Below are 23580 nucleotides of genomic sequence, written 5' to 3'. Positions count from 1 at the left end.
CTTTTTAGGCTTTTTTTCATATTACCGCAGTAAAACGGATTTAAGTGGGGGTGCGATATGCCAACGATTATCATGGATTCATGCAGCTATACCAGATTGGGGTTAACCGACTATCTGACTTCGCATGGCGTGAAGAAGCGCCATATTAATGCCATCGAGGACATTGACAGCCTGCATGAAAAATGCAGCAAGTTGAATCCGAGCCTGGTGTTTATTAACGAGGACTGCTTCATCCACGAAGCAAACGCCACCGAGCGAATAAAACGGGTGATTTCACTGCACCCGGATACGTTATTCTTCATCTTCATGGCCATTACCAACGTACATTTCGACGATTATTTATATGTTCGCAAGAACGTCATCATATCGTCAAAATCCATCAAGCCAGAGACTATGAATCAGCTACTTAGCCACTATCTCGAGAGAACGTCCCTCCGTACGGAGAAATCCTCTCTGGATCAAACGCCGGTAACGCTGAGCCAGACTGAATCAAACATGTTACGCATGTGGATGTCCGGTCAAGGCACCATCCAGATATCAGACCAGATGCAAATAAAGGCCAAAACGGTCTCTTCCCACAAGGGAAACATCAAGCGGAAAATAAAAACGCACAACAAGCAGATCATTTATCACGTTGTTCGTTTGACCGATACATTGACCAGTGGAATATTCGTCAATAGCCGCTGAACCACAGAGAACGCCCCCGCTCTGTTTTACCAGCCGTTAAATACCCGGTGATAATGTCATCTGGATAGCAGCCGCTGGAACCACAAAAAAATACCTGTTGCGTTATCCCCCGCTAGCGCAACGGGTATTTTTTTGCCGTCGATAAAAAAAATCTTACCGCAATGAAATAATCTCAAAATGGACAATTTCATTAGCAAATTAATGAGATTAGCCCAAGTTACTGCCCATGCTCGCGACAGGGCTCCACAAACGTGCCGTCACGGCTGTCGATCTCATTAAAAAACCATACGCCCGCCGGGTAGTCGTCAAGAGAAACCAGGTACATGGTGCCTTCGTTGAACACCTCTACGGCCAGAATGACGCCTTCACGCCGCGGGCCGCCGTCTGTTTTTACCGTCACTCGATCGTTAACTTGCATACCCTTCTCCCTTATTTGCGATTGCCGTCAGTGTATTACAAAACCGGAGGCGATGGACACCGCTCCAGCCCTGCCGGCCTCTGCTATCAGCGTAGCAGCCGCCTGGATTTTCACTTTCTTAACGGTTTGGCCGCAGAATCTTAAGCCGGCCTCGCGTAGCCTGTCTTCAGGCGTTTCCCCCCCAGAGAAGCGCTCGCAAATGAAGAAGTAACAAGGAACTTTTGCCCGCAGACTTGCGGGCTTTTTTTTGCGCGCTGCCAAATTGCAGGCATAAAAAAACCCGCCGCAGCGGGTTCTTTTCAATCAGCGGGAAACGCCAATTAGATAGCGGTAACGTTAGCCGCAGATGGACCTTTCGCACCATTCTCGATAGAGAACTGTACGTTCTGGCCTTCAGCCAGGGTCTTGAAGCCTTGATCCTGGATAGCAGAGAAGTGTACGAATACGTCTTTGCTGCCGTCTGCTGGGGTGATGAAACCAAAACCTTTAGCTTCGTTGAACCACTTCACTTGACCTTTGATCATGTTAGACATGTCTAATTTCCTTCAATAATAAATGTAAGCCGCCATGGGCGAGGTAGCCGGTCATCAGTTACTTATGGAGGCACTGGAAAGGAAATTCGTCAGAGAAGGGCTATCCGGGATAACGCTTTAAATTTGAACTACTTTACTCAAAATGTCGTGCATAAATAGGTCTGTACCACAGGCCGACATCATTAACTCATGAGCGAGCGGCAATAGCAACCTTTTTCGCCGCGATGGGACGCTAATCTCGGCTAAACGCACAGGATTTGACCCTGTCTGCCGATAGTGCCGCCGCCTGGCTCGCCCGTAACGCCCAAGGCAAATGATAGTAATTCTCGTTCTGCTGTTTTATAGTTGCCTGACGAAATCATTCAGGGAGATTCACCATGCCGAGATGGCTTACATTACCGGCTGTCAGTGCCGCCGCCCTGCTGGCCTTTGCCGCTTACAGCGCTCCGCAGAGTGCACTGGAGCTCAATTATCAAGCCCCCGACCCCAGCATGGTTCCCGCGCCCAAGCCGCCTGCCCCCTCAGGGCCGGCACCCAAAACGGGAAAACCGCCGATTGCCTGGACAGAGGCGAGAGATAAAAGCGGTTTTCGCGTCGATATTGAGTGCGATCATCCTGGCTGCAGCAAACCGCGCGCCAAACCTTATCCCGCGTATGAAGGCCCGGTGAAGAAAACCGATCGCCGCCGCCAGTCTGATCCCTATTCCACCAATAAGGATCCCGATTACAACATTCAGTTGGGGTATGAGTGGTAGTGGCGCTTTCGGAGTAATACCTATATCAGCCTCCTTTGCCGCTGCATAGAATATGCCTCAGTTCACCACTCCTCCTGGTGTTGAACACAACAAGCTGTGTTGCAAATCTTTATGCGCCTCCCTATAGGCGCTTTTTTTTTTGCCTATCCCTCAAAGCGTCTTCCGATTACAGATTGCTCTCATTGCCCCACAAAGTGATGAATGTCACAAATACGCCTCCTTGCCATTCTTATTCGGAGGTAACGTTCATGGCCACAGGATCCCTTGCCCTCCTGGCCGTCTTGGCCGGCATTACGGGCTTCGCCCTCTACAAGCATTTAAAATCTCAGAAAAAAAGCACACTCGTCCGCCCGCACGATCGGTAACCGACAGCGCGCTTTCACCGCGAAGGCCTGGCACATCGCGCGCCGCGCCTTCGCGGGCTGTCATGCTTTCATCACAAAATTGTCACATTATGGCCATATGATGATTCGCGTTTATCCGCTCTGGCTTAACACCAAGGATTTCGCCCATGACCATAATTAAAGCTGCAAACCATCAGGAAGCAGAAAAACTCATCCGCGCCGGCACCGCCAAGAAAATCGAACTGGCTTACGATATCGGCAGCGACGACTTCTTCCAGCTTGCCAGCCTGTGGTGCGATAAAGGCGCCAAAATCTCCAAAGGAAAAGAACACTTCATCGTCTCGTTAAAAGGGTTCCGCATCCCGCCTAACGATTAATGCCCTGCCGCCCATCGCGGCGGCTTCGCCTCTTCCTCGCAAAACCGCTCTATTCAACCACGCGCGCCTCATTCGATTTCGCTAAGCTAACAGCAGACTTTATTGCGGACGTTTCGCCTGATAACCACGTCCGCCACGATGAGGAGAGTAACCATGTCAACAAATGCAGCGCTGCCCGGCACGATGAAAGCGATTGAAATCAGCCAACCGGGCGCTCCCGACGTTCTGGTCGTTACCGAACGCCCGGTGCCCGCTCCGCAAGCGGGCCAACTTCTGGTGAAAATCGCCGCCGCCGGCGTTAACCGCCCCGACGTACTGCAGCGCCAGGGGAACTATGCGCCACCGCCCGGCGCCTCGGATATCCCCGGCCTGGAAATTGCCGGCGAAGTGGTGGCCATCGGTGAAGGCGTGACCCACTTCGCGCTCGGCGATCGGGTTTGCGCCCTTATCGCCGGCGGTGGCTATGCGGAATACTGCACCGTGCATGAAAGCAATGCGTTGCCGGTGCCGGCGGGGCTGAGCCTGACCGAGGCCGCCGCGCTGCCGGAAACCTTCTTTACCGTCTGGGTCAACGTGTTCCAGCGCGGTCATCTCAAAGCCGGCGAAACCGTGTTGATCCATGGCGGCACCTCCGGTATCGGCACGGTCGCCACCATGCTGGCGAAGGCCTTCTGCGCCCAGGTGATCACCACCGTCGGCTCCGAAGAGAAACGTCAGGCCAGCCTGGCGCTGGGCGCCGACGTGGCGATTAATTACCGCAGCGAAGACTTTGTCGCACGCACCAAAGACGCCACCAACGGTAAAGGCGCCGACGTCATCGTCGACCTGATCGCCGGCGATTATGTCGCCAAAAACTATCAGGCCGCAGCGATGGAAGGCCGCATCGTACAAATCGGCACGCAAAACGGCGTGGTGAAAGAGCTCAATCTGATGCCGCTGCTGTTGAAACGCCTGACCCATACCGGGTCGACGCTACGCTCGCGCAGCGTGGCGGACAAAGCGCAGATTGCCGCCGATCTGCGCGAAAAGGTTTGGCCGCTGCTGGAGCGCGGCGTGCTGAAACCGCAAATTTTTAAAACCTTCCCGCTTGAGCAAGCCGCCGCCGCGCATACGCTGATGGAGTCCAGCGAGCACATCGGCAAGATCATGCTGACGTTCTGAGCCCATTCCCCGCGGCCGGTGCTGCGGGGAAACCAATGCCACGTTCAGGGAATGATGCCGCGGCGGCGGAACTCATCGAACAGTGAGAAAAACATGGCTTCGGTTTCGACAAACTGGTGGAAACCGAAGCGCCGCGCCTTGCTGCCATCCGCGAACATGTCATAGTCCCAGGAAAAGACGAAATCGGCGAAACGCCAGCCGGCCACCGCGCGATAGTCCGGTTCGGCCAATTGGTGCCGCTGCGCCAGCTCCCGCCACAGCGACGCTTTGTCCGTCATCATGATCTCCAGCGACATCGGCAGCGGCGGCGCGCATTCCAGCCCAAAGTAAGCGGCGATTTTCGGCCACATCTCGCTCCAGCGAAACAGATCGCCGTTGTTGATATTAAACGCCTGATTGGCCGCCACAGGTTCGGTCGCCGCCCACAGCGTGGCGCGCGCCAACAGCCCGGCGTCGGTCATTTCCAGCAGGCTGTGGTAAGCGCCCGGTTTACCCGGGAAGCGCAACGGCAGCCCGAGCGCTTTGCTGATCGACGCGTAAACCGCGATGCTTAACGCCAGATTCATCGGGTTGCCGAGGGAGAAGCCCCCACCACGCTTGGACGGATGGCGCTCCAACGCCAGCGTTTGCCGACCTGCCGCTGCGCCAGATACTGCTGCTGCGCCACGTTAAACTCCGGCGGCATATGCCCGGCATCGCTTTCGCGCGCCGGCGTTTTAAACGGCCCCAAATGCGCACCATACACCTTATAACCCTGCATCAAACTGATGTGCTCCAACGCCGGCGCGATCGGCTCCAGCCCTTCGACAACGTGTTGCAACATCTGCAGGTTCGGCGCCACCAGCCCCGCACAGTCCGGCGCATCCTGATAGGCGGCATAGAAAACGTGGCTAATCGCGCTCAGCGGCCGCAGCGCGTCGCGCGTCGCCGCCGCATCCAGCAGATCAACCTGAAGGTGGCGCACCCCCGGCGCCGATTGTCCCCCCCGGCGCGAGACGCCCACCACTTGCCAGCCCTGGCCGGTCAGCTCCTCAATCAATCGGCGCCCAATCACGCCATTGGCGCCGATCACCAATGCCTGTCGCTTTGTATTCATCTTGCCACTCCTCAGGTTGTCGATACCCTGAGTGTCATTGATTAGCAATACTTGCGGTAGAAGAGTGTTTACACTAACACTTATAAGAAAAATCTAGAGGCAAGATCGACATGGATAAGCTGAACGCAATGAAAACCTTTATGCGGGTGGCGGAGCTGGGCAGCCTGTCGGCCGCCGCTCGCGATCTGCGTTTGACGCAGCCGGCGGTCAGTCAGCAAATCGCCGGCCTGGAGCAGCAACTCAGGGCACAACTGCTGTTTCGCAGCACCCGGGCGGTCACCCTGACCGATGCCGGCAGCAGTTATTATCAGCGCCTCAAACCGATTCTGGCGGCGGTCGACGAAGCGGAAGAATCGCTGCACGGCCAGCACCACCAGTTACAGGGCAATCTGCGCATTCATGCCCCGACCGGGTTCGGGCAGTTGCACGTCACGCCGCTGGCCATCGCTTTCCAGCAACGTCATCCGAACCTCGCCATCGAGCTGCTGCTGGACGATCGTCGCGCCGACGTGATCGGCGAAGGCATCGACGTGGCACTGCGTTTCGGTGAACTGCATGCGCCCGGCATGGTGGCTAAACGTTTGGGCGAGCTGCAACGCCTGCTGGTGGCGTCACCGGCCTACCTGGCCAAGTATGGCGCTCCACGTTCGCCGGCGGAGCTGGCTAAACATGCGCACATTCGTTACAGCGGTTTGAACGACGGCGATACGCTCACTCTGTTCGGGCCGCACGGCCCCGAGATGGTTGCAGTGCGGCCCACGTTCCGCGCCAACAATACGCTATCGCTGCTGGCCGCCATTGAGGCTGGAGCCGGTATCGGCGGCGCCCAACGGCCGTTAATCGCCGAGCAGCTGGCGACGGGGGCACTGGTGCCCGTTTTGCCGGAATACCGCTACCCGCCCATGGCGCTGCACGCGGTCTACCCCGCTTTACGTTTTATTCCGGAGAAAGTGCGCGCCTGGGTGGCGCATCTGCAGCAGGCGTTGACGGCGATCGAGGGAATTAACGGAGTGAATGCTCCCGGCCAGACGCCGGGAGCCTAATCATTATTTGAACAGTTTACCGACCATATCGCCCAGCTCGTTGCTGTCTTGCTGAACTTCACCGTTTGGTGAGGCGGCATCCGCGACCGTTGGCAAGAACTGTGCAATGGTGCTGGACGCCTGTGCAGGATCGATGCCCAGCTTTTCAGCCAGTTGGTTGATGGCGTCGCTACCCAACGCCTGCTGCACATGGTCGCCGGTAATCGGCTGATTTTCGCCATTGCCGAGCCAGGAACCGACGATATCGCCGAACTGCCCCTGACGGAACTTGTCCAAAATGGCCTGCAGGCCGCCTTGTTGCTCGACCCACTGCATAATGGCGATGTAGTCGATACCTTTACCACCGTTGGCGCCGCCGCCCAGAATGTTACCCAATACGCTATCGAACAGACCCATGATATTCCCCTTTAGCGGGTACGGCCCGCGCCGCACCGCCGGATTGATTTCACGAAAAAGGGCCGCCGCGGCGACCCTGTTGAGCAACGGCTGCTTAGCCTTTGATCTTCCTGTAGACAAAAAGCACCACCAGGGCACCGATGACCGCCACCACAAAGCTGCCCAGGTTAAAACCGTCAACGCGGCCCATACCGAAGAAGGTGCTGATATAGCCGCCGACGACGGCGCCCACGATCCCCAATATAACGGTCACAATAAAGCCGCCGCCGTCTTTGCCCGGCATAATCCACTTGGCCAGGATACCGGCGATTAAACCAAAAATGATCCAGGAAATGATGCCCATCTTTACTCTCCCTATTACCTTTTGCCTAACAGAAATCCTATTACCAGGCCCACGACGGCGCCGGCGCCTATCCCCGCCCAAGGGTTATCCTTGAGGCAGGCACATGATTGCTCGAGCGCTGCTTTTACACCGCTGCTCACTTCGCAGGCGGTGGTTTTCACGTAGTCGCTCGGTTGCTCAACACCGTTTAGATCGTCATTTTCATATGACATGTCAAATCCTTACAGACCAACCCTCTGAGAATTTCGTCACATGTTTCGCGCCAGGCACCATCCGCTCCGCGATCTTGCTCTGGGCAATCTGCCCGCTGCCGCTCAATGCGGAGGCTTCCGGCGGCAAACGCACAACTTCACACTATGACTATGGTAAAAAATCAGCGGTTTACCTATTTCCGTCCGTCTGAATTTCACCATACAAAAAACGATCTGATTTCATCCCGCTGTCATCTTGCAAGGCTAAACTTTAAACATATCCTCCGGGAGGAAACGCCGATGTTCAATGCACCTTTTGTCCTGATCCTCGCGCTACTGTACGCACTGGCCGCCGCTTGGGACGGTTCCGTAGCGTTACTGTTTCATTAAGGTTACATAGCCGTTGTCACTTTTGCGATGCGCTTAATTGTGTCTTTATTTTTCAATTTCGCCAGCCGATTGAAATAGCGGAAAATATCCCCTCCTCCCTCGGTAAAAATCCTATTTCGCTTCGTTTTTCGCCTGCGTTTAAATAAAGTGTAAAAAAAAGCATTAATGGAAAATCCTGTTTAGCACAAAATATTCTATCATCTTCCTCATGACAATTTGGGTTAAGGTCCCATTGGCAAAGAAAAGGAATAACAGGAAAAATGCTTTCTAACCAACGCTTTGAGCGCGAATTATTGCGCCCTCGTTATTGGTTGTTGTGGATAGGACTGGGAATACTCTATCTCTTGGTATTACTGCCCTACCCGCTCATTTATCGGCTCGGACACGGCCTTGGCAGAATAGCCATGCGCCTAATGAAACGCCGGGTAAAAATAGCGCGCCGCAATTTAGAACTCTGCTTCCCCGCAATGCCCACCGCCGAGCGCGAGGCGCTGATCGTCAAAAATTTTGAGTCCGTCGGCATGGGCCTGTTCGAAGTCGGCATGGCCTGGTTCTGGCCCGACTGGCGCATCGCCCGCTGGTTCAAGGTGAGCGGCATGGAAAACATGCGGCTGGCGCGTCAGGACGGCAAAGGCGTTCTGCTGATCGGTCTGCATTTCCTGACGCTGGAACTGGGTGCGCGCATTTTCGGCATGCAAAACCCCGGCATCGGTGTGCATCGCCCGCACAACAACAAGCTGATGGAATGGGTACAGACCCGCGGCCGGCTGCGCTCGAATAAATTCATGATCGATCGTAAAGATATCAAAGGTATGATCCGCAACCTGAAACAGGGCGAAATCCTGTGGTACGCGCCGGATCACGATTATGGGCCGCAAAGTAGCGTATTCACACCGTTCTTCGCCGTGGAAAATGCCGCCACGACCACCGGCACCTTTATTCTGGCGCGCATGGGGCGGCCGTCGATCGTGCCTTTCGTGCCGCGCCGCCTGCCAAATGCTCAGGGCTATGAGCTGATCGTGCAGCCGCCGTTGACGGACTTCCCGCTGGATGATGAAACGCGCGCGGCGGCCAAGATGAACCGCGTGGTGGAAGAACAAGTGCTGCTGGCCCCCGACCAATACATGTGGCTGCACCGCCGCTTTAAAACCCGCCCACCCGGCGAACCGTCGCTGTATTGACCCCTTCGCGCCTTTGCCCGTCACACCGCCGGCGAAGGCGCGCTCACCTCGCACAAGCATTCTGCGCCAGGGGAACTACACTAGTAAGTCACCGACGGCAATTATTGCCGCCAGCAATCATTTCGTCCGCCCGAGAGCCGGTCGTTGCCTGTCGGGCCATAATCGAGGTCAATGTCATGCTGGTACAACCCTATCTGTTTTTCAGCGGTAACTGTGAGCAAGCGATTAACTTCTACGTACAGCAGTTGAATGCCAAAGTTGAAATGGTCATGCGCTTTAAAGACATGCCCGAAGAAGCCCGGCAAGGCGGACCGCAGGACGTCAATCCGGAAGCGATCATGCATGCGCGCCTGCTGATCGGCGACGGCGTGCTGATGGCCTCCGACGGCTGTCCGCAAGATGACAGCGGCGGTGCTTCTCACAAAGGTTTCTCGCTGTCGCTGAACCCCAGCGATGCGGAACAAGGACGCAAACTGTTCGACAATCTGGCGCAGGGCGGCCAGGTGACGATGCCTTACCAAGCCACCTTCTGGGCCAAAGGTTTTGGCATGCTGACCGACAAATTCGGCGTCAACTGGATGATCAACGTCGAATAACCCCGCATGGCGCCGCTAGCCATAGCGGTGCCAGTCATACGCCGCCTTGGCGAACAGCACGAACAGCAGCGCCAACAGCGCCAATCCCAACCGCCAATAGGGCGATCGGCGGCGGCGCCAGGCGAAGTACATCATCACCGCCAGCGTTCCCAGCGTAAGGGGGTAATACACCGCCAGCGTCAGTAAAGCGATAATGATGTAATCAGACATGGCTCTTTCACTCCGAGGTGTTCACACCGCCGCTGATGCGGGCAGCGATCGACCTTTCGCCTTATCGCCTCGTTAAAGGCTAGAGGTCTGACGCATTTATGCATAAAATATAAGATTGCTCTTAACTCAAACTGAATAGTAATCAAACAACAAGGGTGACATGACTCAGCAGCAACCCATACAGGATGCCGTGCCGGCGCGCAGCGTTAAAAGCTCCCCATTATTATTTCAGGCCGGCGTGTTTGTCATCATCGTTGCCGCCACGCTGATCCTTTTTAACAGCTGGCAAATCTGGAACGCACACCAGCGCGATCTGCGCAGCGCCGAGCATGAATCCGCCAACCTCGCCCGCTCGCTGGCGCAGCATGCCGACGATACTTTCATGCAGGTGGACGGCAATCTGCTCGATCTGACCGAACGTCTCCAGAACGACGGACTGGGGCCATCGCAATTGACCCGGCAGCAGCGGGTGATGCAAACACAGGTCGGCAACCTGCCGCAGCTGCATGGGCTGTTTCTCTACGATGCGCGCGGCCGCTGGTTGGCGACCTCCTCGGGCAAGTTCATCAAGAACGCCAACAACGCCGATCGCGAGTACTTCATATACCATCAAAACCGCGACGACGGCGGCCTGTACATCGGCAAGGTGATCCGCAGCCGCACCACCGGCGATCTGATCATTCCCGTTTCGCGGCGTTTCAACAACCCGGACGGCAGCTTTGGCGGCGTGGTGCTGGCGACGCTGTACATCGATTATTTCCGCCAGTTTTACGATAGCTTCGCCCTCAACACCGACGCCTCACTGAATCTGCTGCTGGCGGACGGCACCATCCTTTACCGCCGCCCTTACTCGGCGGCGTCGATCGGTAAAAACATCGCCAAGGGTGTGCTGTTCAGCGAAATTTTGCCGCATTCGGAATTCGGTAACGCCACCATCACCTCGCTGTACGACAAAGTAGAGCGCATCTACGGCTATTCGCGGGTCAACCGCTTTCCGCTGGTGATCGCCGCCGGGCTGTCGAAACGCGACGCGTTGGCGGACTGGCGCACCGACGCCGGCCTGTTCGCCGTCGGCGGCCTCTCGCTGCTGATGATCCTGTTGGCGATGGGCATGGTGCTGCTGCGGCAAATCAAGCACAGCATGCAAACCGAAGCCGAGCTGATGCGCACCCGCGATCAGCTGACCAGCATCAACCAGATGCTCGAAGAGCTGGCGCTGCTGGACGGCCTGACCGGGCTGGCCAACCGCCGCCAGTTTGATATCGCGCTGAAGAACGAGCTGGCACGGGCTTCGCGCAACTACCGCAGCGTGGCGCTGCTGATGCTGGATATCGACTATTTCAAACAGTACAACGACAGCTATGGCCACGTCGCCGGTGACCAATGCCTGCAGCAGATTGGCCAAACGCTCAAAGGGTTGGCGTGCCGCAGCAACGACGTTCTGGCGCGTTACGGCGGCGAAGAGATGGGGATTATCCTGCCGGATACCGACGTCCAGGGCGCACTGATTTTCGCCGAACGCGTCATCAACGCGGTGCGCGATCTGAAAATTCCGCATCAGGGTAATCCGCACGGCATCGTCACCATCAGCATCGGTATCTGCGCCAAAGTGCCACATATGTATAACGATACGCCAATCAGCTTTATCAATGAGGCGGACAGTGCGTTGTATCAGGCCAAGAAAAAAGGCAAAAACTGCATTTACGGCGCTTAATCATTAATCGGGCCACCAAATTTTGGCGGCCCGATTTATTACCAACCAAAATGAAATAATTCCTCTCCGCAACATTATTTTCCCGGGTTACCCTGCGCTCTGAATAAAATAACGCCAATAATAAGCGTAATATTTATTTCCATTAAAATTCAACAAGATAAAAAATCACCATTCCGCAGACAATTCGTGCCATTTTTGATTATTCGTGCCTACGCGCAGCCCCGTTTAGCCCTCGTTTACTTTTCATTGGTATTGCCGGTGATATCCTTATCAGGACTATTCTCTATATCAGGAAGCCATCGCACGCTTCGGCGCACTGCGCCCTGCTGATACATCCATAATAGAACCCACAAATTTCACGTTGCAATTGAGCGGCCTGCTGACGCCGCTCCAGCCAGCCACTGCGCAAGCCAGTGCAGCCAATCACGCGGCAACCTGAAAGACGGGAATAAAGCGATATAGATTTGCGAGGAGATCTCATGCCTACTGGCGATATTATGCGTGAACAGGCCGTCCTGACGCTGCCGTTGCGACAATGGGCGGCAGCGGAAGCATCCAGCGCGGTCAGCGAACTGGAACAGGGCAAGGTACTGTTTCTGCCCGAACTGGCCTTCCCCCTGTCTGAACAGGAAATGCCGCTGCTGGAGCCAACGCTGGTCGATCCGAAGCGCAAAAACATCAGCTATCAACCGCTGTCCGGCAAACTGAGCGGCGTCGCCGTCGCGGAACGCCGTCAACAGGTTCAGCAACTGCTGGAGCGCTATTATCAATCTTGCCGCCAGCTGATCGCCGGGCTGCTGCCCGAGTATCAGGAGGCGCTGCACCACCCGACCGGCAGCCTGCGTTTGCACCCGGTTTCCGCCTGGCGGGCGACCAGTTCCTGGCGCAAAGACGACAGCCGCCTGCACGTTGACGCTTTCCCGTCGCGCCCGAACTACGGCGAACGCATTCTGCGCATTTTCACCAACATCAACCCGCACGGCGAGCATCGCCAATGGCGCGTCGGCGAGCCGTTCCCTGAGCTGGCGGCACGCTTTATGCCGCGCCTCGCACGCTACTCCGCCCTCAGCAGTTGGCTGCAGCATCAGGTGCGCATCACCAAGACCCGCCGCAGCCATTATGACCACCTGATGCTGCAGTTGCATGACGCCATGAAGGCCGACGGCGATTATCAGCAACGGGGTCCGCAGCTGGCGCTGGAATTCCCACCGGGCAGCAGCTGGATTTGCTTCTCGGATCAAACGCCGCACGCCGCAATGGGCGGCCAGTTTATGCTGGAACAGACCTTCCTGTTGCCGGTGAACAAGATGCAGGATCCGCAGCGTTCGCCGCTGAAAGTGCTGGAACAGCTGCGCGGGCAGCCGCTGATCTGAATGGCTCGCCGCCGCCGGGATGCCGGCGGCGGCGAAACGCGCATTATGCCTCGAAGTCCCCTTGCTGGCGCGCCACCAGCGTCAGAATGCTGTACAGCGCCACCGGTTGCTGTTCCTGATTCAACACCTGAACATCCCACACCACCACGCCGTGCGGCCGATCTTCGGCGGTTTTTTGCGGCTTGCGGATTTTCTTTTTGCAAGTCAGCCGCACCTGAATGGTGTCGCCGATCTTCACTGGTTCGATAAAGCGCAGATTCTCCATGCCATAGTTGGCGATCACCGGCCCGACGGCGGCGTCGACAAACAGCCCGGCCGCAGCGGACACCACAAAGTAACCGTGCGCCACCCGCTCGCCGAACAGCGAATCGGCAGCGCCGATCTTGTCCATGTGCGCGTAAAAGTGGTCGCCGCTCAGGCAGGCGAAGTTGACGATATCCGCTTCAGTCACGGTACGGCGCGCGGTCAACAGGCTGTCGCCCAGCTGCAGCTGCTCGAAGTATTTCCGGAACGGGTGCACCGGATGTTCGGCGACCGGCGCGCCGCGCACCCATTCGCCGCCGATGGCCGCCAGCATCGCCGGGCTGCCCTGGATCGCCGTGCGCTGCATATAGTGCTTCACCGCGCGCAGTCCACCCAGCTCTTCACCGCCGCCGGCGCGCCCCGGGCCGCCGTGCACCAGCATCGGCAGCGGCGAACCGTGGCCGGTGGATTCCGCCGCCGCCTGTTCATCCAAAATCAACATGCGGCCATGGGCGCACGCCGCCGCGCGAATGAAGCGCTTGGCCAATGCCGGATCGGCGGTCACCAGCGATCCCGCCAGGCTGCCCTGCCCCAGCAACGCCAAGGCGATCGCCTGCTCGGTATCCGCATACGGCATCAGCGTCGCCACCGGGCCAAAGGCCTCAGTGCCGTGCACCGCCTGATGGGTGAACGGATCGGCGCAATACAGCAGGGTCGGCGGATAAAACGCCCCGCCGCGCGCGCCGTCGCCCATCACTTCCAGCTTATCCAACGACGCGCCGCACAGCGGTTCGCAGCCGTTGCGCAGCAGGAACTCCACCTTGCTTTGCACATCATCACGCTGCTCGTGGCTGACCAGCGCCCCCATGCGCACCTGCTCCAACTGCGGGTCGCCCACCGTCACCCCCGCCAGACGCTGCAACAAGGCCTGACGCACCGCCGCCACCTGCGCCGCCGGCACGATGATGCGGCGGATCGCGGTGCACTTCTGCCCCGCCTTGGCGGTCATTTCACGGCACACTTCTTTGATAAACAGCGCAAATTCCGGCATCTCCGGCGTCACGTCTTCCGCCAGCACGCAGCAGTTGAGCGAATCCGCCTCCATGGTGAACGCGATCGATTTCTCCAACAGGCGCGGATGCGCCCGCAGCCGCTGCCCGGTCTGCGCCGAACCGGTGAACGTTACCGCATCCTGATAATCCAGGTGCGCAAACATGTCGCCGACGCCGCCGCATACCAACTGCAGCGCGCCTTCCGGCACCAGCCCGCTGTCGACGATCAGCCTGACCATCGCCTGCGTCAGCTGCGCGGTGGCGGTGGCCGGTTTGATGATGGCCGGCATGCCCGCCAGCCAGGTCGGCGCCAGTTTTTCCAGCATGCCCCAGCAAGGGAAGTTGAAGGCGTTGATATGCAGCGCCACGCCGGGGCGCGAGGTCAATACGTGGCGGGCGGCGAACTGCGCCTGCTTCGACAGCGGGATCAGCTCATCTTCCGGCCACAGCGTATCGTCCGGCAGATCGCGGCCGGCCATGCCGGCATAGGCGAACAGCGTGGCGATGCCGCCTTCGATATCGACCCAGCCGTCGCTGCGCGTCGCCCCGGTTTGATAGGAAATCTGATACAGCGTCTCTTTATGCGCCAGCAGGTGTTTCGCCACCGCTTTCAGCATCTGGGCGCGCTGCTGGAACGTCATGTGCGCCAGCGCCGGGCCGCCGTGGCTGCGGGCATAGCTCAGGCTCGCCGCTAACGGCAGGCCGTCGGAGCAAACCTGGTACAGCGCTTCGCCGGTTACGGCGTGACGGATCTCGCGCGCCTCTCCCTGCCCGTACACCCAGGCGCCAGAAAGATAACTGTGTAACTGCTGCATGTGCCCTCCGGAATTCATAAATTTTCACCATACAGCTTAATTACGTATCACATAAATGCCAGTCAACGCCAAACTCAATTTTAACAAAAAGAGAACAAGAAGCGCTTTCAAGCCGTTCCCTCTGGCATTAATACGGAGTCACCTCTTAAATTTATCAATTAGAATCATAAAATTAACAAAAACACTTGTGAGTGCGCTCGCAAAACCACATAAATCTCGTTTGATCTTTTTGTTATCAATTTGTAGCCTTATGGTTAGTTAAAGTGATTCACATTTTTATATTTAATGTGAAAAATACGAATCACCAAGAGGCAAGCATGACAACTGACGCACAGTATCAGCAGCATTTCGACGACAAGATCGCGGCGGATATCGCCATTGAGGCTAAAGACTGGATGCCGGACGCCTATCGTCAGAACCTGATTCGGCAGATCGGCCAACACGCCCACTCAGAAGTCATCGGCATGCTGCCGGAAGCCAACTGGCTGACGCGTGCCCCCACGCTGCGCCGCAAGGCGGTGCTGCTGGCCAAAGTGCAGGATGAAGCCGGCCACGGTCTGTACCTCTACAGCGCCGCCGAGACCCTCGGCTGTTCGCGCCAGGACATCTACCAAAAGATGCTCGACGGCAAGATGAAATACTCCTCTATCTTCAATTACCCCACGCTCAACTGGGCGGATATCGGCGTGATCGGCTGGCTGGTCGACGGCGCCGCCATCGTCAACCAGGTGGCGCTGTGCCGCGCGTCCTACGGCCCCTATGCGCGGGCGATGGTGAAGATCTGCAAAGAGGAGAGCTTCCACCAGCGCCAGGGCTACGAGGCGGTAATGGCGATGGCCAACGGCAGCGACACGCAGCGCGCCATGCTGCAGGACGCCATCGATCGCTTCTGGTGGCCGGTGCTGATGATGTTCGGCCCGAGCGACGTCGACTCCCCCCACAGCGCCCAGAGCATGGCGTGGAAAATCAAACGCCACAGCAACGATGAGCTGCGGCAGAAGTTCGTCGACAACACCGTACCGCAGCTGGAAGCGCTGGGCATGACGGCGCCGGATCCGGATCTGCACTGGGATGCCGCTGCCGGCCACTATCGCTTCGGCGAGATCGACTGGAGCGAGCTGCATGAGGTGATCAAAGGGCGTGGCCAATGCAACCACGAACGCCTGCAGGCCAAACGCCGCGCCTGGGAAGACGGCGCCTGGGTGCGTGACGGCGCCATGGCCCACGCCGCGAAAAACGCCGCTTCCGCCGCATAGCCAACATAAGGAACCGAGATCATGAGCCACGTTGAATGGCCGCTGTATGAAGTGTTTATCCGCAGCAAACAAGGGCTGGCGCATCGCCACGTTGGCAGCCTGCACGCCGCCGACGACCAAATGGCGCTGGAAAACGCCCGCGACGCCTACACGCGCCGTAATGAAGGCTGCTCGATTTGGGTGGTGCAATCGCGCCATCTGATCGCCTCGCAGCCGGAAGATCGCGGCGCGTTCTTCGATCCGTCCGAAGACAAGATCTACCGTCATCCGACGTTTTACACCATTCCCGACGGCATCAAGAACATGTAGAGGCGACCATGACGGTTAACGATCCGCGCATCAGCTATTTGCTTCGCCAGGGCGACACGCCTCTGATCCTCGCCCAGCGCCTGTGCGCCTGGTGCGGCCACGCGCCCGAGCTGGAGATCGATCTGGCGTTGGCCAACATCGGGCTCGATCTGCTCGGCCAGGCGCGCCACTTCCTGGGCTACGCCGCCGAACTGGCCGGGCCGCCCTGCAGCGAAGACAGCCTGGCCTTCGGCCGCGACGAACGCCAGTTTCATAACCTGCTGCTGGCGGAACAGCCGAACGGCGGTTTCAACGATACGTTGGTGCGCCAGTTCCTGCTCGACGTCTACCACGTGCAGCTGCACCAGGCGTTGAGCCGCAGCGGCGATGCGCAGATCGCCGCCATCGCCGCCAAGTCGTTGAAGGAGGCCGATTACCACCTGCGCTTCAGCCGCGGCTGGATGATCCGCCTCGGTGACGGCAACGACATCAGCCACCGCAAGATCCAGCAGTCGCTGGATAACCTGTGGCGCTTCACCGCCGAGCTGTTCCACGCCGACGCGCTGGAGCTTGAGCTGGCGGAACAGGGCATCGCCGTCGATCCGCGCGAGCTGCAGGCTCCCTGGCAAGCGCAGGTGGAAGAGACGCTGCGCCAGGCGACATTGACGCTGCCCGCCGAGCAGGCGTTCCGGCACGGCGGCAAACAAGGCCGACACAGTGAACACCTCGGCCCGCTGCTGGCGGAGATGCAGTTCCTGCAACGCGCCTATCCAAACGGCCAATGGTAGGAGGCCGCGATGAACGTCACTCGTTTGCAACCCGCTGAAATCCCGCAGATTTGGCACTGTCTGCAACAGATCAGCGATCCCGAGCTGCCGGTGCTGTCGATCACCGATTTGGGCATGGTGCGCGACGTGGCGCGCGACGGCAACGGCTGGCGCGTGACCTTCACCCCAACCTATTCCGGCTGCCCGGCCACCGAATTTTTGCTCAACGCCATCGAGCAGCGGCTGACGGCCGCCGGATTCAGCCCGGTGCGGGTGGACATTCGCCTCAGCCCGGCCTGGACCACCGACTGGATGAACGCCGACGCCCGCGAACGGCTGCGGCAATACGGCGTAGCGCCGCCGCAGGGCCACACCTGCGATCGGCCGCATGCCCACGGTCCGGTAGCCTGCCCACGCTGCGGCAGCACCCACAGCGAGAAGATCAGCGAGTTCGGCTCCACCGCCTGTAAAGCGCTGTACCGCTGCTGCGACTGCCGGGAACCGTTCGATTATTTCAAATGCATATAGGAGCGCTGACACCATGACGGTCTTTCATCGCCTGAACGTCGCCGCCATCGAGCGCGAAACGCCGGACGCCGTAGCCATCACCCTGCGGGTGCCCGAAGAGCTGCAAAACCAATACCGCTACACCCCCGGCCAGCACCTGACGCTCAAGGCGCTAGTCAACGGCGAAGAGCTGCGGCGTTGCTATTCCATCTGCAGTTCGCCGCAGGAAGGCCTGCTGCAGATCGGCGTGAAAGCGATTGATCAGGGCCGTTTCTCCGGCTTCGTCAACCGCATGCTGAAAGTCGGCGATGCGCTGGAAGTGATGGTGCCGCAGGGGCGCTTCGGCTATCAGCCGCAGGCGGAGCGCCGCGGCAACTATCTGGCGATCGCCGCCGGTTCCGGCATCACGCCGATGCTGTCGATCATCAAGGCGACGCTGCAGCTCGAGCCGGGCAGCAGCTTCACCCTGATCTACGGCAACCGCAACAGCCGTTCAATGATGTTCAAAGAGGCGCTGTCGGATCTGAAAAACCGCTACCCACAGCGTTTTCAGCCGCTGTACCTGTTCAGCCAGGAGAGTCTCGACAGCCCGCTGCTCAGCGGCCGCATCGACCGCGAACGCCTGGCGGCGATCGGCGGCGCGCTGCTGGATTTCCGCGACTATGACCACGCCTTCATCTGCGGGCCGGAATCGATGATGGACGACGCGCAGACCGTGCTGGAACAGGCCGGCGTACCGGCCAATCACATCCACAGCGAACGTTTCAACACCAGCGGCCTGGTCGCCCGCCCGCGCCACAGCGGCGATCGCAATGCCACCCGGGTGGCGATCTTGCTCGACGGCCGCCGGTTGGATATCGAGGTCGGCGAACAGGACGACAGCATTCTCGATGCCGCGCTGCGCCAGGGCGCCGATCTGCCCTACGCCTGCAAAGGCGGCGTGTGCGCCACCTGCAAATGCCGTCTCAAGGCCGGCCAGGTGGAGATGGGCGTCAACTACAGCCTGGAGCCGGATCAGCTGGCGGCGGGCTACGTATTGAGCTGCCAGTCGTGGCCGAAAGGCGACGGCGTGGTGTTGGACTTCGACGTCTAGGAGCCGCGATGGATACCCCGTTTATTTTGCATCAGCAGCAACACCGGGTGGTCACGCTGACGCTGCATCGCCCGGAGGCGCGTAACGCCCTGAGCACGCCGTGCCTGGAACAGCTGGTTGCCCGGCTGGAGCAGGCCGACGCCGACAGCGGCGTGGGCGCCGTGGTGATCGCCGGCGCGGCGCGCTTCTTCGCCGCCGGCGCCGATCTGCGCGAACTGCAACAACAGAACCTGCCGGCCGCGCTGGCGGATCGCCGTCCGCAGCTGTGGCAGCGTCTGGCGCACTTCAGCAAGCCGCTGCTGGCGGCGGTGAACGGTTATGCCCTGGGCGCCGGCTGCGAGCTGGCGCTGGCCTGCGACATCGTCATCGGCGGTGAAAGCGCCCGCTTCGGCCTGCCGGAGATCACCCTTGGTCTGATGCCGGGCGCCGGAGGCACCCAACGCCTGATCCGCTGCGTCGGCAAATCGCGCGCCAGCCAGATGGTGCTGACCGGCGAAGCCATCGACGCCCGCATCGCGCTGCAGGCCGGCCTTATCAGCGAAGTGTGCGTCGATGCCCTGACGCTGGAACGCACGCAGCAGATTGCCGATCGCATCAGCCGTCAGGCGCCGCTGGCGCTGCGCGCCGCCAAACAGGCGCTGAAACAGGCCGAGGAAATCGGCCTTAGCCAGGGGCTGGCGATGGAGCGTCAGCAGTTCGTCACCCTGGCCGCCACCGACGATCGCCGCGAAGGCATCGCCGCCTTTTTCGAAAAACGTACGCCAAACTATCAGGGGCGCTGATTTATGGATAACGCATTGATTCTCAGCCATCTCGACGCCGGCGTGTTGACGCTGACCCTCAACCGGCCGGATCGGATCAACAGCTTTAATGACGAGATGCATCGCCAGCTGGGCGAAGCGCTGACGCAGGCCGAGCGCGACGACAGCGTGCGCTGCCTGCTGATCGCCGGCGCCGGGCGCGGTTTCTGCGCCGGGCAGGATCTCAACGATCGCAACGTCAGCGCCGATCAACAGGCGCCGGATCTCGGCCTGTCGGTCGAACGTTTCTACAACCCCCTGATCCGCCGCCTGACCGCCCTGCCGAAACCGGTGGTATGCGCGGTCAACGGCGTGGCGGCCGGCGCCGGCGCCGCTTTGGCTCTGGCGTGCGATATCGTCATCGCCGCCGACAACGCCAGCTTTATTCAGTCGTTCTGCCGTTTGGGGCTAGTCCCTGATTCCGGCGGCAGCTGGTTCCTGCCGCGGCTGGCCGGCCACGCCCGCGCCATGGGCATGGCCTTGCTGGGTGACAAAATCAGCGCCCAGCAGGCGCTGGAGTGGGGCATGATCTGGCAGGTGGTATCGGCGGAGGAGTTGGCCGACCGCACGCAAACGCTGGCGCGCCATCTGGCCACCCAGCCGACTTACGGTCTGGGTCTTATCAAGAAAGCCATCTACAGCTCGGCCACCAACAGCCTCGATCAGCAGCTCGATCTGGAGCGCGATCTGCAGCGATTGGGCGGCCGCAGCGACGACTACCGCGAAGGCGTCAGCGCGTTCTTTGCCAAACGCACGCCAAACTTCAGCGGGAAATAGCCATGAACGCGCCCCTTCTTAACGGCCAGGTGGCGGTGATCGGCGCCGGCACCATGGGCATCGGCATCGCCCAGGTGGCCGCCGCCGCCGGCCACCCGGTACGGCTGTTCGACATCGCGCCCGCTGCTGCCCAGCGCGCGATAGACGAACTCGCTCGCCGCCTGCGGCAGCGGGTCGACGGCGGCAAGGCCGACGCCAACGCCACCGAGGCGCTGCTGGCGCGCCTCGAACGCGCCGACTCGCTCGAGCAACTGGCCGACTGCACGCTGGTGATTGAAGCGGTGGCGGAAAATCTGGCGATTAAGCAGAGCCTGTTCCGCGATCTGGAAGCGGTCTGCTCGCCCACGGCGCTGTTCGCCAGCAATACCTCCTCGCTGTCGATCACCGCCATCGCCGGCGCCTTGCAACACCCGCAGCGCATGGCCGGGCTGCACTTCTTCAACCCGGCGCCGCTGATGAAGCTGGTGGAGATCGTCAGCGGTCTGGAGACCGGGGCCGAGACCCTCGCGGCGCTGCAGGCCCTGGCGCAGCGCTGGGGTAAGCAAAGCGTCGTGTGCCGTTCAACGCCGGGATTCATCGTCAACCGCGTGGCGCGGCCGTTCTACGCCGAAACCCTGCGCGCGCTGGAGGAACGGGTGGCCGACGCCGCCACCCTGGACGCGGTATTGCGCGACGCCGGCGGCTTCGCCATGGGCCCGCTGCAGTTGACCGATCTGATCGGCCAGGACGTCAATTACGCCGTGACCGACTCGGTGTATCGGGCCTTCTACCAGGATCCGCGCTTCACCCCCTCTCTGGTGCAGCAGGAGTTGGTGGCCGCCGGACATCTCGGCCGCAAATCCGGCCGCGGCTTCTACCGCTACGACGCGCAACGCCCCGCCGCAGAGATGATCGCCTTTGCGCCGCCGGCGCAGGCCGCGCCGCCGCAACGCGTCACGCTGCACGGCGACTGGTCTTCTCTGGCCGATTTAGCGGAACTGTTGATCGAAAATGCGGGGCGATCAAACAACCTGGCCAGACCAGCCCGTACCTCACGATCGACGACGTTACACTGATGTTAACCAATGGCAAAACCGCCAGCCAACTGGCCGACGAACGTGGAACGCCTGTGGTGCTGTTCGATCTCTGTGCCGACTATGCGCATGCCTCCGCCATCGCCATCAGCTGCGCGGCGCAAAACGGCGCGCAACACAATGCCAACGCGATTCGCCTGCTGCAGTCCCTCGGCAAGCAGGTCATTCAACTGCCGGATTATCCCGGCCTGCTGACGATGCGCACCCTGGCCATGCTGGCCAACGAAGCGCTCGACGTGGTGAACAAAGGCGTCGCCGGCGCCGAAGATACCGATCTGGCGATGCTGCGCGGCGTCAACTATCCGCGCGGCCCGCTGGCCTGGGGCGCCGCACTCGGCTGGCGTCACATTCTGACGACGCTGGAAAACCTGCAACGCTATTACGGCGAAGCGCGCTATCGCCCGATGCCGCTGCTGCGCCGCTACGCTTCCCCCGCCTCTTTCCCAGGAGCCAAACGATGAACGCCAATACGCCGCGCGCGCTGGCTCAGCGCTGCGCCGAACAGATGTTCCAGCAAGATACCTGCGCTCAGGCGATGGGGATGCACATCGACGCCGTCGACGCCGGGTACGCGCAGGTCAGCATGACCGTCGGCCCGCAGATGCTCAACGGCCACCAAACCTGCCACGGCGGCCAACTGTTCAGCCTGGCGGACACCGCCTTCGCCTACGCCTGCAACAGCCAGGGGTTGGCGGCGGTGGCCTCCGGCTGCAGCATCGACTTCGTCCGCCCGGCGCTGGCCGGCGATCGCCTCACCGCCAGCGCGCAGATGCGCCATCAGGGCAAAGCCACCGGGCTGTATGACGTCGAAATCGTCAATCAACAGGGCAAAACCGTCGCCTGGTTTCGCGGCCGCGCGCACCGCCTTGGCCACAGCATTTTAGGAGATCAGGCATGAATCAGGCATTTATCTGCGACGGCGTGCGCACCCCGATCGGCCGCTACGGCGGCGCGCTGGCGCAGGTGCGCGCTGACGACCTCGCCGCCCTGCCGCTGCGCGTGCTGCTGGAGCGCCATCCGCAGGTGGATTGGGCACAGCTGGACGACGTGATCCTCGGCTGCGCCAACCAGGCAGGGGAAGACAACCGCAATCTGGCGCGCATGGCACTGCTGCTGGCCGGATTGCCGGTCGGCGTTTCCGGCACCACGGTGAACCGCCTGTGCGGTTCGGGCCTGGATGCGTTGGCGATGGCGGCGCGCAGCATCAAAGCCGGCGACGCCGGGCTGCTGCTGGCCGGCGGCGCGGAGTCGATGACCCGCGCGCCGCTGGTGATGGGCAAGGCCGACAGCGCCTTCAGCCGCCAGGCGCAGCTGTACGACACCACCCTCGGCTGGCGCTTCGTCAACCCGCGCATGCAGGCCGAGTTCGGCACCGATTCGATGCCGGAGACCGCCGAAAACGTCGCGGCGCAGTTCAATATCAGCCGCGCCGATCAGGACGCCTTTGCGCTGCGCAGCCAGCAGCGCGCCGCCCGGGCGCAGGCGCTGGGCCACCTGGCGCAGGAGATAGCCCCGGTCAACCTCACCGGTAAAAAAGGCGCGGTCACCCTGTTCAGCCAGGATGAACACCCGCGCGCCGACACCACCTTCGAGCAGCTGCAGGCGCTGAAAACCCCGTTCCGTCAGCCCGGCAGCGTCACCGCCGGCAACGCCTCGGGCCTGAACGACGGCGCGGCGGCGCTGATCGTCGCCTCCGAAGCAATGGCGGTGCGCCAGGGGCTGACGCCGCGCGCGCGCATCGTTGCCACCGCCACCTGCGGCGTGGAGCCGCGGCTGATGGGCATCGGCCCGCTGCCGGCCACCCGCAAGGTGCTGGAGATCGCCGGGCTGAGCCTGGCGCAGATGGACGTCATCGAACTGAACGAAGCGTTCGCCGCCCAGGCGTTGGCGGTGATGCGCCAGCTTGGCCTGCCGGACGATGCCCCGCAGGTTAACCCCAACGGCGGCGCGATCGCTCTGGGGCACCCACTGGGCATGAGCGGCGCGCGCCTGGCGCTGGCCGCCCTGTTTGAACTGGAACGGCGAGCTGGCCGCTACGCGCTTTGCACCATGTGCATCGGCGTCGGCCAAGGCATCGCCATGATCATTGAGCGTGTCTGAC

At 60.2% G+C, this 23580-nt stretch carries 25 protein-coding genes and 2 pseudogenes; 19 read left to right on the top strand and 8 right to left on the bottom strand.

The features are described 5' to 3' along the window. Window positions 1-57: 57 nt before the first annotated feature. Window positions 58-687, top strand: a complete 630-nt coding sequence (rcsA, locus tag JL05_RS13455; RefSeq protein ID WP_004935115.1) for a transcriptional regulator RcsA — start codon at window positions 58-60, stop codon at window positions 685-687. Between the two features lie 217 nt (window positions 688-904). Here the strand turns inward: rcsA and dsrB are convergent, their stop codons facing one another. Further along, entirely contained in the window at window positions 905-1105 is a 201-nt protein-coding gene (gene dsrB, locus JL05_RS13450) for a protein DsrB (protein WP_004935117.1), read from the bottom strand. Window positions 1106-1425: 320 nt separating this feature from the next. Further along, window positions 1426-1638 (bottom strand): transcription antiterminator/RNA stability regulator CspE, encoded by a 213-nt coding sequence (cspE, locus tag JL05_RS13445; RefSeq protein WP_004935122.1) that lies wholly within the window; start codon window positions 1636-1638, stop codon window positions 1426-1428. 377 nt (window positions 1639-2015) lie between these two features. Between cspE and JL05_RS24860 the strand changes: the two genes are divergently transcribed. From JL05_RS24860 to JL05_RS13435, 3 genes are all read left to right on the top strand, one after another. After that, window positions 2016-2393 carry a hypothetical protein gene (locus tag JL05_RS24860; RefSeq protein WP_049188334.1) on the top strand — a complete coding sequence of 126 codons (378 nt, stop codon included), beginning with the start codon at window positions 2016-2018 and terminating at the stop codon, window positions 2391-2393. 511 nt (window positions 2394-2904) lie between these two features. Beyond that, window positions 2905-3114, top strand: coding sequence for a hypothetical protein (locus JL05_RS13440; protein WP_004935132.1), 210 nt, complete (start codon window positions 2905-2907; stop codon window positions 3112-3114). 153 nt (window positions 3115-3267) lie between these two features. Then, complete coding sequence (locus JL05_RS13435; protein WP_033632695.1) at window positions 3268-4275, top strand: NAD(P)H-quinone oxidoreductase; 1008 nt, start codon at window positions 3268-3270, stop codon at window positions 4273-4275. Window positions 4276-4319: 44 nt separating this feature from the next. On the opposite strand, the pseudogene JL05_RS13430 reads toward JL05_RS13435, so the two are convergent. Next, window positions 4320-5371: pseudogene (locus tag JL05_RS13430) on the bottom strand (SDR family oxidoreductase). 110 nt (window positions 5372-5481) lie between these two features. Between JL05_RS13430 and JL05_RS13425 the strand changes: the two are divergent. Then, window positions 5482-6414, top strand: coding sequence for a LysR family transcriptional regulator (locus JL05_RS13425; RefSeq protein WP_033632694.1), 933 nt, complete (start codon window positions 5482-5484; stop codon window positions 6412-6414). Between the two features lie 3 nt (window positions 6415-6417). Here the strand turns inward: JL05_RS13425 and JL05_RS13420 are convergent, their stop codons facing one another. From JL05_RS13420 to JL05_RS13410, 3 genes are all read right to left on the bottom strand, one after another. Beyond that, complete coding sequence (locus JL05_RS13420; RefSeq protein ID WP_004935144.1) at window positions 6418-6810, bottom strand: YidB family protein; 393 nt, start codon at window positions 6808-6810, stop codon at window positions 6418-6420. Between the two features lie 94 nt (window positions 6811-6904). Continuing rightward, window positions 6905-7153 (bottom strand): GlsB/YeaQ/YmgE family stress response membrane protein, encoded by a 249-nt coding sequence (locus tag JL05_RS13415; protein ID WP_004935146.1) that lies wholly within the window; start codon window positions 7151-7153, stop codon window positions 6905-6907. 14 nt (window positions 7154-7167) lie between these two features. Beyond that, window positions 7168-7365 (bottom strand): glycine zipper domain-containing protein, encoded by a 198-nt coding sequence (locus JL05_RS13410; RefSeq protein ID WP_004935148.1) that lies wholly within the window; start codon window positions 7363-7365, stop codon window positions 7168-7170. Window positions 7366-7994: 629 nt separating this feature from the next. Between JL05_RS13410 and JL05_RS13405 the strand changes: the two genes are divergently transcribed. Next, window positions 7995-8915, top strand: coding sequence for a Kdo(2)-lipid IV(A) acyltransferase (locus tag JL05_RS13405; RefSeq protein ID WP_033632693.1), 921 nt, complete (start codon window positions 7995-7997; stop codon window positions 8913-8915). A 176-nt stretch (window positions 8916-9091) separates the two neighbouring features. After that, window positions 9092-9511 (top strand): VOC family metalloprotein YjdN, encoded by a 420-nt coding sequence (yjdN, locus tag JL05_RS13400; protein ID WP_004935154.1) that lies wholly within the window; start codon window positions 9092-9094, stop codon window positions 9509-9511. Window positions 9512-9526: 15 nt separating this feature from the next. Here the strand turns inward: yjdN and JL05_RS13395 are convergent, their stop codons facing one another. Beyond that, the gene (locus JL05_RS13395; RefSeq protein WP_004935157.1) at window positions 9527-9721 is read right to left on the bottom strand and encodes a hypothetical protein; all 195 of its coding nucleotides are present in this window, start codon (window positions 9719-9721) and stop codon (window positions 9527-9529) included. 160 nt (window positions 9722-9881) lie between these two features. Here JL05_RS13395 and JL05_RS13390 point away from each other — a divergent pair, with 160 nt between their 5' ends. Both JL05_RS13390 and kdoO read left to right on the top strand, forming a co-directional pair. After that, on the top strand, window positions 9882-11435 hold the full coding sequence (locus tag JL05_RS13390; RefSeq protein ID WP_033632692.1) for a sensor domain-containing diguanylate cyclase: 1554 nt from the start codon (window positions 9882-9884) through the stop codon (window positions 11433-11435). A 479-nt stretch (window positions 11436-11914) separates the two neighbouring features. After that, window positions 11915-12808 (top strand): Kdo hydroxylase KdoO, encoded by an 894-nt coding sequence (gene kdoO, locus JL05_RS13385; protein WP_033632691.1) that lies wholly within the window; start codon window positions 11915-11917, stop codon window positions 12806-12808. Window positions 12809-12851: 43 nt separating this feature from the next. Here the strand turns inward: kdoO and paaZ are convergent, their stop codons facing one another. Further along, window positions 12852-14918, bottom strand: coding sequence for a phenylacetic acid degradation bifunctional protein PaaZ (gene paaZ, locus JL05_RS13380; protein WP_033632690.1), 2067 nt, complete (start codon window positions 14916-14918; stop codon window positions 12852-12854). A gap of 317 nt (window positions 14919-15235) precedes the next feature. On the opposite strand from paaZ, the gene paaA reads away from it, so the two are divergent. The 10 genes and pseudogenes from paaA (at window position 15236) to pcaF (ending at window position 23579) form a co-directional block, all read left to right on the top strand. After that, a complete protein-coding gene (gene paaA, locus JL05_RS13375; RefSeq protein WP_033632689.1) occupies window positions 15236-16174 on the top strand; it encodes a 1,2-phenylacetyl-CoA epoxidase subunit PaaA in 939 nt (312 codons plus the stop codon). A 21-nt stretch (window positions 16175-16195) separates the two neighbouring features. Next, window positions 16196-16483, top strand: a complete 288-nt coding sequence (gene paaB / locus JL05_RS13370) for a 1,2-phenylacetyl-CoA epoxidase subunit PaaB (protein WP_004935173.1) — start codon at window positions 16196-16198, stop codon at window positions 16481-16483. An 8-nt stretch (window positions 16484-16491) separates the two neighbouring features. After that, window positions 16492-17250, top strand: coding sequence for a 1,2-phenylacetyl-CoA epoxidase subunit PaaC (gene paaC, locus JL05_RS13365; RefSeq protein WP_033632688.1), 759 nt, complete (start codon window positions 16492-16494; stop codon window positions 17248-17250). A gap of 9 nt (window positions 17251-17259) precedes the next feature. Beyond that, a complete protein-coding gene (gene paaD, locus JL05_RS13360; protein ID WP_004935179.1) occupies window positions 17260-17757 on the top strand; it encodes a 1,2-phenylacetyl-CoA epoxidase subunit PaaD in 498 nt (165 codons plus the stop codon). A gap of 13 nt (window positions 17758-17770) precedes the next feature. Continuing rightward, window positions 17771-18829 carry a 1,2-phenylacetyl-CoA epoxidase subunit PaaE gene (gene paaE / locus JL05_RS13355; protein ID WP_015378351.1) on the top strand — a complete coding sequence of 353 codons (1059 nt, stop codon included), beginning with the start codon at window positions 17771-17773 and terminating at the stop codon, window positions 18827-18829. Between the two features lie 8 nt (window positions 18830-18837). After that, window positions 18838-19611, top strand: a complete 774-nt coding sequence (gene paaF / locus JL05_RS13350) for a 2,3-dehydroadipyl-CoA hydratase PaaF (protein ID WP_033632687.1) — start codon at window positions 18838-18840, stop codon at window positions 19609-19611. 3 nt (window positions 19612-19614) lie between these two features. Then, window positions 19615-20406 carry a 2-(1,2-epoxy-1,2-dihydrophenyl)acetyl-CoA isomerase PaaG gene (gene paaG, locus JL05_RS13345; protein ID WP_033632686.1) on the top strand — a complete coding sequence of 264 codons (792 nt, stop codon included), beginning with the start codon at window positions 19615-19617 and terminating at the stop codon, window positions 20404-20406. Window positions 20407-20408: 2 nt separating this feature from the next. After that, window positions 20409-21940 (top strand): annotated as a pseudogene (locus JL05_RS13340) (3-hydroxyacyl-CoA dehydrogenase). Next, a complete protein-coding gene (gene paaI / locus JL05_RS13335; protein ID WP_015378355.1) occupies window positions 21937-22377 on the top strand; it encodes a hydroxyphenylacetyl-CoA thioesterase PaaI in 441 nt (146 codons plus the stop codon). Before JL05_RS13340 ends, paaI begins: the two are co-directional and overlap by 4 nt. Beyond that, window positions 22374-23579: a 3-oxoadipyl-CoA thiolase gene (pcaF, locus tag JL05_RS13330; protein WP_033632685.1), complete on the top strand. Its 1206-nt coding sequence runs from the start codon at window positions 22374-22376 to the stop codon at window positions 23577-23579. The genes paaI and pcaF overlap by 4 nt, the downstream gene beginning before the upstream one ends. The last annotated feature ends 1 nt before the right edge of the window (window position 23580 follow it).

The organism is Serratia nematodiphila DZ0503SBS1, from assembly GCF_000738675.1.
In the GTDB taxonomy this organism is placed as follows: domain Bacteria; phylum Pseudomonadota; class Gammaproteobacteria; order Enterobacterales; family Enterobacteriaceae; genus Serratia; species Serratia nematodiphila.
This window is presented reverse-complemented; position numbering and strand designations above follow the sequence as displayed.

What these genes read in the sequence shown, in the direction of transcription:
- paaG (WP_033632686.1), top strand. Translation starts at nt 19,615, where the DNA reads ATGGATAACGCATTGATTCTCAGCCATCTCGACGCCGGCGTGTTGACG.
- paaZ (WP_033632690.1), bottom strand. Translation starts at nt 14,918, where the DNA reads ATGCAGCAGTTACACAGTTATCTTTCTGGCGCCTGGGTGTACGGGCAG.
- kdoO (WP_033632691.1), top strand. Translation starts at nt 11,915, where the DNA reads ATGCCTACTGGCGATATTATGCGTGAACAGGCCGTCCTGACGCTGCCG.
- JL05_RS24860 (WP_049188334.1), top strand. Translation starts at nt 2,016, where the DNA reads ATGCCGAGATGGCTTACATTACCGGCTGTCAGTGCCGCCGCCCTGCTG.
- paaA (WP_033632689.1), top strand. Translation starts at nt 15,236, where the DNA reads ATGACAACTGACGCACAGTATCAGCAGCATTTCGACGACAAGATCGCG.
- rcsA (WP_004935115.1), top strand. Translation starts at nt 58, where the DNA reads ATGCCAACGATTATCATGGATTCATGCAGCTATACCAGATTGGGGTTA.
- paaE (WP_015378351.1), top strand. Translation starts at nt 17,771, where the DNA reads ATGACGGTCTTTCATCGCCTGAACGTCGCCGCCATCGAGCGCGAAACG.
- paaF (WP_033632687.1), top strand. Translation starts at nt 18,838, where the DNA reads ATGGATACCCCGTTTATTTTGCATCAGCAGCAACACCGGGTGGTCACG.
- JL05_RS13405 (WP_033632693.1), top strand. Translation starts at nt 7,995, where the DNA reads ATGCTTTCTAACCAACGCTTTGAGCGCGAATTATTGCGCCCTCGTTAT.
- JL05_RS13425 (WP_033632694.1), top strand. Translation starts at nt 5,482, where the DNA reads ATGGATAAGCTGAACGCAATGAAAACCTTTATGCGGGTGGCGGAGCTG.
- JL05_RS13415 (WP_004935146.1), bottom strand. Translation starts at nt 7,153, where the DNA reads ATGGGCATCATTTCCTGGATCATTTTTGGTTTAATCGCCGGTATCCTG.
- pcaF (WP_033632685.1), top strand. Translation starts at nt 22,374, where the DNA reads ATGAATCAGGCATTTATCTGCGACGGCGTGCGCACCCCGATCGGCCGC.
- JL05_RS13420 (WP_004935144.1), bottom strand. Translation starts at nt 6,810, where the DNA reads ATGGGTCTGTTCGATAGCGTATTGGGTAACATTCTGGGCGGCGGCGCC.
- dsrB (WP_004935117.1), bottom strand. Translation starts at nt 1,105, where the DNA reads ATGCAAGTTAACGATCGAGTGACGGTAAAAACAGACGGCGGCCCGCGG.
- yjdN (WP_004935154.1), top strand. Translation starts at nt 9,092, where the DNA reads ATGCTGGTACAACCCTATCTGTTTTTCAGCGGTAACTGTGAGCAAGCG.
- JL05_RS13395 (WP_004935157.1), bottom strand. Translation starts at nt 9,721, where the DNA reads ATGTCTGATTACATCATTATCGCTTTACTGACGCTGGCGGTGTATTAC.
- paaI (WP_015378355.1), top strand. Translation starts at nt 21,937, where the DNA reads ATGAACGCCAATACGCCGCGCGCGCTGGCTCAGCGCTGCGCCGAACAG.
- paaB (WP_004935173.1), top strand. Translation starts at nt 16,196, where the DNA reads ATGAGCCACGTTGAATGGCCGCTGTATGAAGTGTTTATCCGCAGCAAA.
- JL05_RS13440 (WP_004935132.1), top strand. Translation starts at nt 2,905, where the DNA reads ATGACCATAATTAAAGCTGCAAACCATCAGGAAGCAGAAAAACTCATC.
- paaC (WP_033632688.1), top strand. Translation starts at nt 16,492, where the DNA reads ATGACGGTTAACGATCCGCGCATCAGCTATTTGCTTCGCCAGGGCGAC.
- paaD (WP_004935179.1), top strand. Translation starts at nt 17,260, where the DNA reads ATGAACGTCACTCGTTTGCAACCCGCTGAAATCCCGCAGATTTGGCAC.
- cspE (WP_004935122.1), bottom strand. Translation starts at nt 1,638, where the DNA reads ATGTCTAACATGATCAAAGGTCAAGTGAAGTGGTTCAACGAAGCTAAA.
- JL05_RS13435 (WP_033632695.1), top strand. Translation starts at nt 3,268, where the DNA reads ATGTCAACAAATGCAGCGCTGCCCGGCACGATGAAAGCGATTGAAATC.
- JL05_RS13390 (WP_033632692.1), top strand. Translation starts at nt 9,882, where the DNA reads ATGACTCAGCAGCAACCCATACAGGATGCCGTGCCGGCGCGCAGCGTT.
- JL05_RS13410 (WP_004935148.1), bottom strand. Translation starts at nt 7,365, where the DNA reads ATGTCATATGAAAATGACGATCTAAACGGTGTTGAGCAACCGAGCGAC.